12 protein-coding genes are annotated in these 13,609 nt (G+C 72.7%); 8 read left to right on the plus strand and 4 right to left on the minus strand.

All coding sequences use genetic code 11. The features are described 5' to 3' along the window. Nucleotides 1-78 precede the first annotated feature (78 nt). From pruA to BUE45_RS26645, 3 genes are all read left to right on the plus strand, one after another. Entirely contained in the window at nt 79-1,704 is a 1,626-nt protein-coding gene (gene pruA / locus BUE45_RS26635) for an L-glutamate gamma-semialdehyde dehydrogenase (RefSeq protein WP_073383289.1), read from the plus strand. Between the two features lie 144 nt (nt 1,705-1,848). Beyond that, nucleotides 1,849-2,775: a proline dehydrogenase family protein gene (locus BUE45_RS26640; RefSeq protein ID WP_073383291.1), complete on the plus strand. Its 927-nt coding sequence runs from the start codon at nt 1,849-1,851 to the stop codon at nt 2,773-2,775. A gap of 197 nt (nt 2,776-2,972) precedes the next feature. Next, on the plus strand, nt 2,973-3,890 hold the full coding sequence (locus BUE45_RS26645; protein WP_073383294.1) for a Bax inhibitor-1/YccA family protein: 918 nt from the start codon (nt 2,973-2,975) through the stop codon (nt 3,888-3,890). A gap of 128 nt (nt 3,891-4,018) precedes the next feature. Here the strand turns inward: BUE45_RS26645 and BUE45_RS26650 are convergent, their stop codons facing one another. The 3 genes from BUE45_RS26650 to BUE45_RS26660 all read right to left on the minus strand — a co-directional run bounded on the left by BUE45_RS26650 (nt 4,019) and on the right by BUE45_RS26660 (nt 6,949). Further along, on the minus strand, nt 4,019-4,288 hold the full coding sequence (locus tag BUE45_RS26650) for a DUF4287 domain-containing protein (protein WP_073383297.1): 270 nt from the start codon (nt 4,286-4,288) through the stop codon (nt 4,019-4,021). 261 nt (nt 4,289-4,549) lie between these two features. Then, nucleotides 4,550-5,770: an acetyl-CoA C-acetyltransferase gene (locus BUE45_RS26655; protein WP_073383299.1), complete on the minus strand. Its 1,221-nt coding sequence runs from the start codon at nt 5,768-5,770 to the stop codon at nt 4,550-4,552. Between the two features lie 132 nt (nt 5,771-5,902). Next, complete coding sequence (locus tag BUE45_RS26660; protein WP_073383302.1) at nt 5,903-6,949, minus strand: SGNH/GDSL hydrolase family protein; 1,047 nt, start codon at nt 6,947-6,949, stop codon at nt 5,903-5,905. 327 nt (nt 6,950-7,276) lie between these two features. On the opposite strand from BUE45_RS26660, the gene BUE45_RS26665 reads away from it, so the two are divergent. From BUE45_RS26665 to BUE45_RS26675, 3 genes are all read left to right on the plus strand, one after another. Then, entirely contained in the window at nt 7,277-8,653 is a 1,377-nt protein-coding gene (locus tag BUE45_RS26665) for a cystathionine beta-synthase (RefSeq protein WP_073383305.1), read from the plus strand. Between the two features lie 182 nt (nt 8,654-8,835). Further along, entirely contained in the window at nt 8,836-9,576 is a 741-nt protein-coding gene (locus BUE45_RS26670) for an acyltransferase (protein ID WP_073383307.1), read from the plus strand. 329 nt (nt 9,577-9,905) lie between these two features. Then, complete coding sequence (locus tag BUE45_RS26675; RefSeq protein ID WP_073383311.1) at nt 9,906-11,051, plus strand: cystathionine gamma-synthase; 1,146 nt, start codon at nt 9,906-9,908, stop codon at nt 11,049-11,051. Nucleotides 11,052-11,211: 160 nt separating this feature from the next. Here BUE45_RS26675 and BUE45_RS26680 read toward each other — a convergent pair whose 3' ends face one another. Beyond that, nucleotides 11,212-11,481, minus strand: coding sequence for a hypothetical protein (locus BUE45_RS26680; RefSeq protein ID WP_073383313.1), 270 nt, complete (start codon nt 11,479-11,481; stop codon nt 11,212-11,214). Nucleotides 11,482-11,775: 294 nt separating this feature from the next. Between BUE45_RS26680 and BUE45_RS26685 the strand changes: the two genes are divergently transcribed. Together BUE45_RS26685 and BUE45_RS26690 are read left to right on the plus strand one after the other, a co-directional pair. Then, the gene (locus BUE45_RS26685) at nt 11,776-12,504 is read left to right on the plus strand and encodes a GntR family transcriptional regulator (protein WP_073383316.1); all 729 of its coding nucleotides are present in this window, start codon (nt 11,776-11,778) and stop codon (nt 12,502-12,504) included. Nucleotides 12,505-12,677: 173 nt separating this feature from the next. After that, nucleotides 12,678-13,490 carry a GntR family transcriptional regulator gene (locus BUE45_RS26690; RefSeq protein WP_073383317.1) on the plus strand — a complete coding sequence of 271 codons (813 nt, stop codon included), beginning with the start codon at nt 12,678-12,680 and terminating at the stop codon, nt 13,488-13,490. Nucleotides 13,491-13,609 lie beyond the last annotated feature (119 nt).

Raw genomic sequence — 13,609 nt, forward strand, 5'->3', positions numbered from 1 at the left:
TTCGCACGGCCCCGTTCTGCGACCGTGGGAACGGACAGCCCCTGCTCGGTCGGGGAACAGACTTTCAGGGAGGTGCCCGTGGACGCCGTCACCAACGTCCCGCCGCCGGTGAACGAGCCCGTTCTCTCCTACGCGCCCGGCAGTGCCGAGCGCGCGGAGCTCGTCGCCAGGCTGGAGGAGCTCGGCAAGGAGCGGATCGACCTGCCGATGCGCATCGGCGGCGAGAGCCGCATGGGCGGCGGCGAGCCCATCGACGCCGTACAGCCGCACAACCACGCCGCCGTGCTGGGCACCATGCGCAACGCCACCCACCAGGACGCGCGCGACGCCATCGCCGCGGCCAAGGCCGCGGCCCCGGCCTGGCGCGCGATGTCCTTCGACGACCGCGCCGCCATCCTGCTGCGCGCCGCCGAGCTGCTCGCCGGCCCCTGGCGCGCCACCATCAACGCCGCGACCATGCTCGGCCAGTCCAAGACCGTCCAGCAGGCGGAGATCGACGCGGCCTGCGAGCTCATCGACTTCTGGCGCTTCAACGTGTCTTACGCCCGCGACCTGATCGCCCAGCAGCCGCTGAGCGCCAAGGGCGTGTGGAACCGCCTGGAGCAGCGCCCGCTGGAGGGGTTCGTCTACGCGATCACCCCGTTCAACTTCACCGCGATCGCGGGCAACCTCCCCACCGCCCCGGCCCTGATGGGCAACGTGGTCGTGTGGAAGCCCTCCCCGACGCAGCAGTTCGCCGCCGAGCTGACCATGCGCCTGCTGGAGCAGGCCGGGATGCCCCCCGGCGTCATCAACATGGTCACCGGTGACGGCCTGGCGGTCTCCGACGTCGCCCTCAACGACCCGGAGCTGGCCGGTGTGCACTTCACCGGCTCCACCCGCACCTTCCAGCACCTGTGGAAGACCGTCGGCGAGAACATCTCCACCTACCGGAGCTACCCGCGCATCGTGGGCGAGACCGGCGGCAAGGACTTCATCGTCGCCCACCACACGGCCGACCCGGAGATCCTGCGCACCGCCATCGTGCGCGGCGCCTTCGAGTACCAGGGCCAGAAGTGCTCGGCCGCCTCGCGGGTGTTCGTGGCCCGCTCCGTCTGGGAGAAGATGGGCGACGCCCTCATCGCCGAGACCGAGGCCCTGACCATGGGCGACGTCACCGACCTGTCGAACTTCATGGGCGCGGTCATCGACCGGCGCTCCTTCGACAAGCTGGCCGGGGTCCTGGAGGCCGCCGCCTCCGACCCGACGCTGGAGATCGTCGCGGGCGGCACCGCCGACGACTCGGTGGGCTACTTCGTGCGCCCGACCGTCATCGTGGGCACGGACCCGTCCCACGACGTGTTCCGCACCGAGTACTTCGGCCCGGTCGTCGCCGTCCACGTCTACGAGGACGACCGCTACAGCGAGATCCTCGAGGTCGTCGACGGGGGATCGGCCTACGCCCTGACCGGCGCGGTCATCGCGGACGACCGCGCCGCGGTCGCCGAGGCGGAGGCCGCCCTGCGCTTCACCGCGGGCAACTTCTACATCAACGACCGGCCGACCGGCTCCATCGTGGGCCAGCAGCCCTTCGGCGGCGGCCGGGCCTCGGGCACCAACGACAAGGCCGGGTCCGCCCAGAACCTGTCGCGCTGGTCCAGCCCGCGCTCCATCAAGGAGACGTTCGTCGCCCCGACGACCTCCTCCTACCCGCACCAGGGATAGGACCCGGGACCTCCGCACCCCTCCCGTCCTGAGGGGTGCGGACGTCCCGCCCCCCGAGGAACCACCGGTGCGGCCGGGCCGCCCCCGGCCGCACCCCGCCCGCGCGCGACACGACCGTCGGCGCTCGTCTCCTTCGAGGTCACCATGCTCCGCAAACCTCTGCTGCTCGCCGCCAGGTCCGCCGCCTGCCGCCGGATCGTCGAGCGCACCCCCCTCACCCGTGCGATGGTCCACCGGTTCGTCGCCGGCGAGGACCTGGACTCCGCCCTGCCCGCCGTCCGGGACCTGGCCGGGGACCGGCTGGTCACGCTGGACTTCCTCGGCGAGGACACCCGGGACCTCGCCCAGGCGGAGGCCACCGTGCGGGCCTACGAGGAGCTGCTCGCGGCCCTGGGAGAGGCCGGGCTGGGCGACCGCGCCGAGGTGTCGGTCAAGCTGTCGGCCGTGGGCCAGTTCCTGGACAGGGACGGCGAGAAGACCGCGCTGGAGAACGCCCGGCGCATCGCCGGGGCTGCCGCGGCGATCGGGACCACGGTCACCCTGGACATGGAGGACCACACCACCACCGACTCCACGCTGGGCATCCTGCGCGAGCTGCGCGAGGACTTCCCGTCCGCGGGGGCGGTGCTCCAGGCCTACCTGCGGCGCACCGAGGCGGACTGCCGCGACCTGAGCGGCGCCGGCTCCCGGGTCCGCCTGTGCAAGGGCGCCTACGACGAGCCCGAGTCGGTGGCCTTCCGGGACAAGCACGAGGTCGACCGGGCGTACGTGCGGGCGCTGCGCGTGCTGATGGAGGGCGAGGGCTACCCGATGGTCGCCTCGCACGACCCGCGGATGATCGCCATCGCCGGGGAGCTGGCGGCCGCCAACGGCCGCGGCGCGGACGACCACGAATACCAGATGCTGTACGGCATCCGGGACGAGGAGCAGGTGCGCCTGGCCGGAGAGGGAAAGCGCATGCGCGTTTACGTCCCCTACGGCACCGAGTGGTACGGCTACTACATGCGCCGTTTGGCCGAGCGCCCCGCGAACATGCTGTTCTTCGCGCGCTCCCTGATCACCCGGAACTGATCTCGGACACCCGTCCCACCTGGGACGACGGGGGCGCGGGCCGGGGTTTCCACCCCGGCCCGCCATTGTGTCCACCGGGGTTTACGGGCGTCCCCCCGGGCCGTTTCCCAACGGTGACCTCGCGGCGGAACCCCGGAGAAGGCCCGTACGTTACCTTGTGGGCAGCAAACCACGGTTTCGAAAGGTCATCACCGGACATGCGGATGCGCAGTTCCAACCCCGTTCTCAAGCGGGCGCTCCAGCAGGCCGGCCCGGCAGGGTACGGCCAGCAGCAGGGCTACGGCCAGCAGGGTTACGGACAGCCGTACCCGCAGCAGGGTTACGGCCAGCCCTACCCCCAGCAGGGTTACCCGCAGCAGGGTTACCCGCAGCAGCAGTACCCGGGCGGTCCCGCCCAGGGCTACGGCGAAGCGCGGATGACCATCGACGACGTCGTCGTGCGCACGGGCCTGTCGCTGGGCGCGGTCGTCGTCACGGCCGTCCTCAACTACTTCCTCTTCCAGTCCTCCCCCGGCCTGGCTATGATGCTGGCCATCGTGGGCGGCCTGGGCGGCCTGGTGCTCGGCCTGGTCGTCGGGTTCAAGGGCATCGCCAACGGCGCGGCCACCCTGTCCTACGCGGCCCTCCAGGGCCTGGTGGTCGGCGGCCTCACCGCGATCCTGGCGGGCAGCCTCGACGCCAGCCAGGGCGCCGGCGCGGGCGGCGTGCTCGTCACCCAGGCCGTGCTCGGCACCTTCCTGGTGTTCGGCGTGATGCTGGCGCTGTACAAGTTCCGCATCATCAAGGTCACCGACGGCTTCGTCAAGGTCGTCTTCTACGCCTCCATGGGCGCCCTCGCGCTGATCCTGGTCAACTTCGTCGCGAGCTTCTTCATCGGCGGCGGCCTGGGCATCCGCGAGGCCAGCCCGCTGGGCCTGGTCGTCAGCCTGGTCTTCATCGTCATCGCGGCGTGCACCCTGGCCCTGGACTTCCGCGGCATCGAGGAGGGCATCAACGCCGGCGTCCCGGCCAAGACCTCCTGGCTGTTCGCCTTCGGCCTGACCGCCTCCCTGGTCTGGCTCTACATCGAGATCCTGCGCCTGCTCTGGATCATCAAGTCGCTCTTCGCCGAGTAGCGCGGCGGCGTTCGGCCGCCGAACACGCACAGGGGCCGTCCCGGCAGTGCCGGGACGGCCCCTTCGCGTTGGCCCGGGTCCGCACCGCGGCGCCCCTCGGGGCCGGGCGGTGCCGGAGCGGACCGGTCTCAGGCCGACTCCGGGCTCCGCTCGTCCGCACGGCGCGGTGCGGGGATGGAGCGGTTCCGGCGGCGGCGGTCGTACTCGGTGACGAGGGCCTGGGCGTACCACGGGGGCAGCCCGTACTCGTCGGCGAGCCAGTAGGCCCGGTCGGAGCAGCGGAGCAGGCCCGGTCCCTGGTCGAGGGCGTCGAACCACTCGTGGAGTCCGCGGCCGGTCACGGCCGGGATGCGTTCGATGAGCTTGGCGTGAACTTCCGGCGAGTGGGTCACCGGCATGGGCACCTCCGGCAGTGCGTTGGCGTTTGACGCTTACCTGCGACCCTGCATCAGGATCACGATATGGACAAGCCCCGGACACCGGCTTTTACCTTGCGGGTGCGGGAACGTTTGCCCAGGGGGCCTGGACGTCCGTTACCCGGGGTGCTAGGCGGCGGGCGCCCGTGTTCCGGAGTCCCCGGTCGGTGCGCCGCGGGTCCGCCGAACGGAGAAGGGGCCGGCGGTGCGGCGCACCGCCGGCCCCCGCACGCGGGGAGCGGGTCAGCTCAGGCGCTCGAAGACGGCCGCCATGCCCTGGCCGCCGCCGACGCACATGGTCTCCAGGCCGAAGGTCTTGTCGTGGAACCGGAGGCCGTTGATCAGGGTGCCGGTGATCCGGGCCCCGGTGCTGCCGAACGGGTGGCCGATCGCGATGCCGCCGCCGTTGACGTTGAGCCGGGAGTCGATGTCCACTCCCAGCCGGTCGGCGGAGGGCAGGACCTGCGCGGCGAACGCCTCGTTGATCTCGACCAGGTCGATGTCGCCGATCGCCATGTTGGCGCGGGCCAGGGCCTGCCGGGAGGCCTCGACCGGGCCCAGGCCCATGATCTCGGGGTTCAGGCCGGTCACGCCGGTGGAGACGATGCGGGCCAGCGGGGTCAGGCCCAGCTGCGCGGCCCTGGTGTCGCTCATGATCACGAGCGCGGAGGCTCCGTCGTTGAGCGGGCAGGCGTTGCCCGCGGTGACGGTGCCGTCGGGGCGGAACACCGGCTGGAGCTGCGAGACCTTCTCGTAGGTGGTGCCGCGGCGGATGCCGTCGTCGGTGGAGACCACGGTGCCGTCGGGCAGGGTGACCGGGGTGATCTCGCGCTCCCAGAAGCCGTTGTCCAGGGACTTCTCGGCGAGGTTCTGCGAGCGGACGGCGAACTCGTCCTGGCGGCGCCGGTCGACGCCGGTGATCTGGGCGACGTTCTCCGCGGTCTGGCCCATCTCGATGTAGACGTCGGGCAGGGCGCCGTCCTCGCGCGGGTCGGTCCAGACTGCCGCGCCCGCCTCCTTGCGCTTCTCGGTGCGGGCCTTGGCGTCCGCGAACAGCGGGTTCTCGTTCTCGGGGTTGTCGCTGCTGCCGTTGACGAAGCGGCTCACGGTCTCCACCCCGGCGGAGACGAACACGTCGCCCTCGCCCGCCCGGATCGCGTGCAGGGCCATCCGGGTGGTCTGGAGCGAGGAGGAGCAGTACCGCGTGACGGTGGCGCCGGGCACCGTGTCCAGGCCCAGCCGCACGGCGACCACGCGGGCCATGTTGAAGCCCTGCTCGCCGCCGGGCAGGCCGCAGCCGAGCATGATGTCGTCGATGGAGGCCGGGTCCAGCTGCGGGACCTGTGCCAGGGCCGCGCCGATGACCTGCGCGGCCAGGTCGTCGGGGCGGATGTCCTTGAGCGAACCCTTGAAGGCGCGCCCGATCGGGGAACGGGCGGTGGCGACGATGACTGCTTCGGGCATGGCTGCGTCCCTATCGGAGTGGGTCCACGGGTGTGCGACCGGTGCGGGCCCGGTCCCGTGAGGTCTTGTTACCAGTCAGTAAACCCGCAGGGCGCCCCCGCGCGCCACCCGGGGTCGCGGTTGTCCGTGGTCTCACCGATCCCCGGGTTCGGGGCGCGCGTCCTCCACGGGGCCGCCCGTGTCCGCGGGCACCGGCTCCCGGTGCCCGGCGGGCCCGCGCAGCCCGGCCAGGGGGCGGCGGACCAGGGCCGACCAGCGTCCCCGGCGGCCCTGCGCCGGGTCGCCCGCGGCGGACACCTCCGTACCCGGCGTCTCCGCGGCGACCACCGCGGCCCGGTCCACCGGCAGGATGCCCGCGGCCGGGAGCGCGCTCGTCTCCGGGAGCAGCCCCAGCGCCGTGCACACCGACGGCAGCACGGCGAACGCCGCCTGCGAGTAGCCGCGCGCCGAGGGGTGGAACCGGTCGGGGCCGAACATGAGGGAGGGGTCGGACAGGAAGTCGTCGGCCAGCACGTCGCTCAGGGACACCGTGCGGCCGCCCGCCTCGGTGACCGCGATCGTCTGCGCGGCGGCCAGCTGGCGCGAGGCCCGGCGGGCCACCGAGCGCAGCGGCCATCCGATGGGGCGCACCGTGCCCAGGTCCGGGCAGGTCGCCACCACCACCTGCGTCCCGCGCTCCACCAGGTCCCGCACGGTGTCGCGCAGGGCGGCCACCGCGTCGGTGGGCCGCACGCGGCGGATGACGTCGTTGGCGCCGATGAAGACGACCGCCACGTCGTAGCGGGTGCTCTCGGCCAGGGCCCCGGAGCGCTCCGCCTGCCCGGCGAGGGTGGCCGAGGTGGCGCCGGGGAAGGCCGTGCAGCGCAGCCGGACCGGACGTTCGGCGGCGTTGGACAGCCCGGTCGCGAGCAGCACCGCCGGGGTCTGGGCGGCGGTCTGGACGGCGAAGCCCGCCGCGGTGGAGTCGCCCATCATGAGCATCCGGATCGGCGGCCCCGCCCCCTGGCCGTGCAGCCCGTTGACGACGGGGCGCTCCCACTCGGTGACCCCCACGGCCCGGCGGGCCAGCAGGGCCTGGAGGTAGAGCAGGGCGAGCGTTCCCGCGCCCACCAGCGTCAGCCCGCCGCCACCGAACGCGGTGGCCGCGGCTATCCGCCGCGCGCGTGCGGCTCGCAGCATCGGATCGACCTCCGCGGCGCTCGGGACCCCCGCCCCGCGACTCTGCGGGGCGAGCCGGTCGGACCACCGAGGTTACCGGCGGGGGGAGGCCGGGTCACGTACCCCGGCGCAACGGCGGTCGAACTCCGGGGTGGGGGCGGTGGAACCCGAGGGGGAGGCCGGGGTCCGGACCACTGCGCTCCGAGCGCGCGAAACCCGCTGATGGGGGGCGTTAGAGTCGGGGTGAGACGGGCCGGACCGGCCCTACGGTCCCGGGCCCGCACCGTCCGGGGCGCGAGTCCGACGGCGGGCCGAGGACCCGGTCGCCATGATGCAAGGGAGCATGAAGTGCGGGTATACGACTCACTGATCGACCTGGTGGGGAACACCCCGCTCGTCCGGCTGCGGAAGGTGACCGAGGCGCTGGGGCCGAACGCGCCCACGGTCGTGGCCAAGGTCGAGTACTTCAACCCGGGCGGATCGGTGAAGGACCGCATCGCGCTGCGCATGGTCGAGGCGGCCGAGAAGAGCGGCGAGCTCAGGCCCGGCGGGACCATCGTCGAGCCGACCTCCGGCAACACCGGGATCGGCCTGGCGATCGTGGCCCAGGAGAAGGGCTACCGCTGCGTCTTCGTGTGCCCGGACAAGGTGGGCCCGGACAAGCTCTCGGTGCTGCGCGCCTACGGCGCCGAGGTGGTGGTGTGCCCCACCACGGTCGCCCCCGAGCACCCGGAGTCGTACTACTCCGTCTCGGACCGGCTGGCCCGCGAGATCGAGGGCGCCTGGAAGCCCAACCAGTACGAGAACGAGAACAACCCGGACTCGCACTTCCACTCCACCGGGCCGGAGATCTGGGAGCAGACCGAGGGCCGCATCACGCACTTCGTGGCGGGGATCGGCACCGGCGGCACGATCAGCGGCACCGGGCGCTACCTCAAGGAGGTCTCCAAGGGCGCGGTGCAGATCGTCGGCGCCGACCCGGAGGGCTCGGTGTACTCCGGCGGCTCGGGCCGCCCGTACCTGGTGGAGGGCGTCGGCGAGGACATCTGGCCGGGCACCTACGACACCGGGGTCTGCGACCGGATCGTCGCGGTCAGCGACAAGGACTCCTTCCTCATGACGCGCCGCCTGGCCCGCGAGGAGGCGCTGCTGGTGGGCGGCTCCTGCGGCCTGGCCGTGGAGGCGGCGCTGCGGGTCGCCCGGGACGCGGGCCCCGACGACGTGATCGTGGTGCTGCTGCCCGACGGCGGGCGCGGCTACCTGGGCAAGATCTTCAACGACGAGTGGATGGCCGACTACGGCTTCCTGTCCGCGGAGACCGAGGAGGCCACCGCGGGCGAGGTGCTCGCGTCCAAGGGCGGGGAGATGCCCGACTTCGTGCACACCCACCCGGACGAGACCCTCGGCACGGCGGTGGCGATCATGCGCGAGTACGGCGTCTCGCAGCTGCCGGTCATGAAGGAGGAGCCGCCGGTGATGGCGGCCGAGGTGGTGGGCTCGCTGGCCGAGCGCGACGTGCTCGACGCCCTGTTCGACGGGCGCGCGCAGCTGGACGACCAGGTGGAGGCGCACATGGGCCGCCCGCTGGCCACGGTCGGCACCGGCACCCCGGTCGGCGACTGCGTGCGGCTGCTGCGCCAGTCCGGCGCGCTGGTGGTGCTGCGCGACGGCAAGCCCGTGGGCATCCTCACCCGGCAGGACCTGCTCGCCCACCTGGCGAACTGACGCGGGACGCACCCTCCCCGCACGGCCGCCGACGGCCCGCCGCCCCGCGGGCGTCGGCGGCCCCGCCCTGCCGGAGCGGTGCGAACCGAGCCCTGTTCGGGCCCCGGTGGGAACGGATCGGACACCGGAGCGCATACTCGAACACTGCTAATGTTCGCGGCAAGGCTACTGGCAGGTAACACATGGGAGCTCGCGTGTCGCGGCTGTTGTCCTGGATCATCCGCTCGCTCTGGTCGTTCGCACGCGGTCACGCGGAGATCCGCGCCGGCTCCCGTGCCGCGCAGAGGTTCGCGCGCTTCGGCGACGGCTCCGCCATCGCCTTCCCCACGGCCACGCTCTACGGCGAGCCCTGGATCGAGATCGGCGCCTTCACCGTGCTGGGCGGTGACATGACCCTGGCCGCCGGGATGGGCCCCGACTACGACCTGGGCCCGGGGACCGTCGTGCGGATCGGCTCGGGGTGCGCCATCGGCCGCGGCTCCCACATCGTCGCCCACAAGTCGATCGACATCGGCGACCACGTGTACACCGGCCCCTACGTGTACATCACCGACCAGAACCACTCCTACGCCAGCACCGAGATCCCGGTCGGCCTCCAGTGGCCGGTGGACGACCCGGTCAGCATCGGCGCGGGGACCTGGATCGGCGCGAACGCGGTGATCCTGCCCGGCGTCCACCTGGGGCGCAACTCCGTGGTGGCGGCCGGGACGGTCGTGCGCCCGGGCACCTACCCCGACCACGCCGTCATCGCGGGCATCCCCGGCAGGGTCGTGCGCTCCCACGACGCCGAACTGGGGTGGCAGCCGCCGCTGCGCGAGACGGGTACCCCCACCCGGGTGCCCACCCCGGCCGCGGGCCCGCTGCCCGGGGCCCCGGCCGAACCCCCGGGGCCCGGCACCCAGACCCGCTTCCCGCCCGTCTGACGCGCGGGCCGGTGTGCCGCTCCGGCGTGCCGCTCCGGTGTGCCGCTTCGGTGCTCCGCCCCTGCGGCCTGCCTCGGCCGCCCGCTCCGCCTGCTCGCCGGGTGGCCTGCCGGGTGGCCCGCTCCGGTGGTCTGCTTCGGCCGCCCGCCCCGGCTGCCCGCTTCGCCCGGCGTGCCGCTCCGGTGCTCCGCCTCGGCGGCCCGCCACGGCGTTCCGCTCCGGCCGCCCGCTCCGGCGGTGCGGCGCACGGGGGGTCGGCCTCCGCCGCGGTGCGCGGGGGCCTGTGGAAACAGGATCCGGGGAGGTCGGCGGGCACTATCGTGGTGGCCATGAAGTTCGACGGATTCGAGACGCTGGCCATCCACGCGGGCCAGGAGCCGGACGCGGGCACCGGGGCCGTGGTGGTGCCGATCTACCAGACCAGCACCTACGCCCAGGACGGCGTGGGCGGGTTGCGCCAGGGGTACGAGTACTCGCGCACCGGCAACCCCACCAGGGCGGCGCTGGAGGAGTGCCTGGCCGCGCTGGAGGGCGGTGCGCGCGGCCTGGCGTTCGCCTCCGGCATGGCCGCCGAGGACACCCTGCTGCGCACGGTCCTGTCCCCGGGCGACCACATCGTCATCCCCGGGGACGCCTACGGCGGCACCTTCCGCCTGATCTCCAAGGTGGTCGAGCGCTGGGGCGTCACCTGGGACGCCGTGGACCAGACCGACACCGACGCGGTGCGCGCGGCGGTGCGGCCGCGGACCAGGGTGATCTGGACCGAGACCCCCACCAACCCGCTGCTCAACATCACCGACATCGAGACGGTCGCGCAGATCGCCCACGACGCCGGGGCGATCCACGTCGTGGACAACACGTTCGCCTCGCCCTACCTGCAGCGGCCGCTGGCCCTGGGGGCGGACGTCGTCGTCCACTCCACCACCAAGTACCTGGGCGGGCACTCCGACGTCGTCGGCGGCGCGCTCGTGGCGGCCGACGCCGAGCTGGGCGAGCGGCTGGCGTTCCACCAGAACACCATGGGTGCTATTCCGGGACCCTTCGACTCCTGGCTGACCCTGCGCGGGGTCAAGACCCTGGGCGTGCGGATGGACCGGCACAGCGCCAACGCCGAGAAGGTGGTGGCCGCGCTGGACGGCCACCCGGCGGTCCGGCGGGTCTTCTACCCGGGCCTGGAGGGGCACCCGGGGCACAAGATCGCCGAGCGGCAGATGCGGTCCTTCGGTGGGATGGTCTCCTTCGCTCTGCGCGACGGGGAGAAGGCTGCTCTGGGCGTGTGCGAGCGTACGCAGGTCTTCACCCTGGGCGAGTCCCTGGGCGGGGTGGAGTCCCTGATCGAGCACCCGGGGCGGATGACGCACGCCTCCACCGCGGGTTCCCCCCTGGAGGTCCCGGCGGATCTGGTCCGGATCTCCGTGGGCATCGAGTCGGGTGACGACCTGGTGGCCGATCTGCTACAGGCTCTGGAGGGCTGAGGACCCGCCGCGGACCCCTCGGGGCCCGTGCGCGGTCCGCGGCGCCCACGACCGTGCCGCGCGGGCTCTGCGGCCACACTGCCGGGCCCGGCGCGGCTCCTGTCCTCTCGTGGGCGGGGGCGGGCACGCCGTCGTGCCGTGGGCGCCCCGTCCGCTCCGGCTAGACCGTGGTGGGCGTACGGTCCCGCTCGGGTGCGGTGCGGGGGGCGGGGACGCGGGTGGCGGCCCCGCGCGGGCTCGCGTTGGTGAAGTGGAGTCCGACGATCAGGCTTCCGGTGCGGGAGAGGGCGCTGTTGTCGTCCTCCTCGCGGAGGGAGCGGTAGCCGCCCCGTCCGTCCTGGCGGCGGATGCCGATCGAGATGGCGAGGAAGAACCCGGCGGCCAGGGCCAGGAGGAGGCCGCCGACGGCGATGATGACGCTTGCGAACATGGTCTCGTTCTCCGTGTGTGTGCGTTGTTCCTTATCCGGTCGGGGTGCCGCCACCGGTCGGTGGGGCCCGGTACCGCGGGTGCGGTGTCCGTCTGGGGGCGGGGGTGGGTCGGTCTCCGGCCTCGATCGTCGCTTTTCCGGGTGACCGTCCGGCGGCGTTCCCGTGTACTGAGGGTGGCCTTCACATAAGATGGGCTCATTGAAACCGGACGGACCTGTTTGGCTGGTGTACCGCTCACCTTGTTGGTACAAGCTAGGTTGTTGGTCTAGTGCTACCCCCTAGAGGGCTGACTTATGCGGGCTGAAAGCAGATATCGACAGATCTCCCGGGCGCTGCGACGGGAGATACAGGAGGGGAGCCTGCCCCCGGGCGGGCAGCTGCCCTCGGAGAAGCAGCTCGAAGAGCGCTTCAGCGCCTCCCGCAACACCGTCAGGCTGGCCCTGGGCATGCTCCGCAACCAGGGGCTCATCGTCAGCCGGCCCGGGCGCGGCCACTTCGTCCAGGAGGTCGTGCCGGAGACCTTCCACGCCAACCGCTCCAAGGGCGCGGACGGGTTCAACGAGTCCAACATGGCAGGTCAGACGCTGGAGGAGCTCCAACTCCTCAGTGCCAACGCCGACCTCGCCAGCCGGCTGCGCGTCCCCGAGGGCGACATGACCGTGGTCCGGCGCATGTACCGCTTCTCCGGAGAGATCTCCGGGTCCATCAGCTCCGCCTTCTACCCCGTGGACCTGGTCCAGGGCACGCCCCTCATGCTCCCCGAGGACGTGGAGAGCGCCCTGTCGATCCTGGCCGAACACGGCCACCGGCAGGTCGGTTTCGTGGACGAGCTGGAGACCCGGATGCCCAGCCCGAGCGAGGCCGCACAGCTCGAACTGCCCCCCGGGGTCCCGGTGCTGTGGGTCCACCGCACCGACCTGTCCGAGGAGCGCCCGATCCGGGTGGTCGAGACCGTCTACGCCGGTCACAGCATCCGCTACCAGTACGAGCACGGCGACATCAGTGCGTACCACCGGGACTGACCCGCGCACCCTTCGAACACCGGCCCCGCCCGGGCCGGTGTTCCAGGGGTAGGCGGCCGTCTCCGCGGGGGAGAACCCGGGGCGGGGGCCGTCCGTTGAGGAGGGGGAGGGCCCGCGGTACCAGGAGCCCCCGACGGCCGACGACGACCGCACGAACGGGACTGAAGACACGCATGAGCACGTCGAAGAAGACGGTGGTGGCCGACCACCTGCGCGAGGCCCTGTCCCGCGGCGCCTACAAACCCGGTGAGCGCCTACCCGGGGAGGAGGAGCTCGCCGAGCGGTTCGGCGTGTCCCGGGCCACCGCCCGGCTGGGCATGCGCATCCTCCAGGACGAGGGCGTCATCGCCATCCAGGCCGGGCGCGGGGCGTTCGTCGCCGACCACCGGCCCATCGTCCACCTGGCCACCCCGGTGTCCGGGGGCACCGACTCCGAGCGTTTCGAGGACGGCTACCAGCCGCACCTGCGCGAGGCCGGTTACGACCAGGTCGAACAGCGGATCAAGGTCAGCCTCGACACCATGCGGCCCCGGGTGGCCAAGCGGCTGCGCTGGGGCGGTGAGGAGGAGGGGCCGCACGGGGGCCTGGTGGTCATCCGCTCCTGCGACCGGTTCGTCGAGGGCGGCCTCTGGCAGTCCCAGATCACCTACTTCCCCTTCACCATCGCCAGCAACACCCCGCTCATGGCCCCCCAGCACCTGGAGCAGGGGGTCGCCTCCGTGCTGCGCGACCTCGGGCACCGCGAGGAGTGGAACTGGGACATCGTGGGCGCCCGCATGCCCTCCCAGGACGAGGCGGACTCCTTCAACCTGGGTCCGGGCATCCCGCTGCTCGTCCACGAGCGGGTCGTCTACGACGGCGACCGCCCGCTGCGCTTCACCGAGACGGTCATGCCCGCCAACCGCCACCAGCTCCTGTACTCCGGCGGCGAAGCCCCGGAGGAACTGCTGCTCATGGCCTCGGACGTCAACATCTTCGAGCGCTGAAGCGCGTGTGGGGGCCGGTGCGGGCCGGTTCGTGTACGCGGCCGGGGTGTCCGCCGGGGTGGGTGTCCGGCGGTACCGGGGTCGGGGCGTTCGCGTCGTGGAGCGCTGAAGCGCGTGTG

The sequence above is a fragment of the Nocardiopsis flavescens genome (assembly GCF_900141985.1).
Taxonomy (GTDB): domain Bacteria; phylum Actinomycetota; class Actinomycetes; order Streptosporangiales; family Streptosporangiaceae; genus Nocardiopsis; species Nocardiopsis flavescens.

Bases quoted from the DNA above. Each gene is read 5' to 3' on its own strand.
- BUE45_RS26640 (WP_073383291.1), top strand. From the start codon at position 1,849: ATGCTCCGCAAACCTCTGCTGCTCGCCGCCAGGTCCGCCGCCTGCCGC.
- BUE45_RS26645 (WP_073383294.1), top strand. From the start codon at position 2,973: ATGCGGATGCGCAGTTCCAACCCCGTTCTCAAGCGGGCGCTCCAGCAG.
- BUE45_RS26650 (WP_073383297.1), bottom strand. From the start codon at position 4,288: ATGCCGGTGACCCACTCGCCGGAAGTTCACGCCAAGCTCATCGAACGC.
- BUE45_RS26655 (WP_073383299.1), bottom strand. From the start codon at position 5,770: ATGCCCGAAGCAGTCATCGTCGCCACCGCCCGTTCCCCGATCGGGCGC.
- BUE45_RS26660 (WP_073383302.1), bottom strand. From the start codon at position 6,949: ATGCTGCGAGCCGCACGCGCGCGGCGGATAGCCGCGGCCACCGCGTTC.
- BUE45_RS26670 (WP_073383307.1), top strand. From the start codon at position 8,836: ATGGGAGCTCGCGTGTCGCGGCTGTTGTCCTGGATCATCCGCTCGCTC.
- BUE45_RS26675 (WP_073383311.1), top strand. From the start codon at position 9,906: ATGAAGTTCGACGGATTCGAGACGCTGGCCATCCACGCGGGCCAGGAG.
- BUE45_RS26680 (WP_073383313.1), bottom strand. From the start codon at position 11,481: ATGTTCGCAAGCGTCATCATCGCCGTCGGCGGCCTCCTCCTGGCCCTG.
- BUE45_RS26685 (WP_073383316.1), top strand. From the start codon at position 11,776: ATGCGGGCTGAAAGCAGATATCGACAGATCTCCCGGGCGCTGCGACGG.
- BUE45_RS26690 (WP_073383317.1), top strand. From the start codon at position 12,678: ATGAGCACGTCGAAGAAGACGGTGGTGGCCGACCACCTGCGCGAGGCC.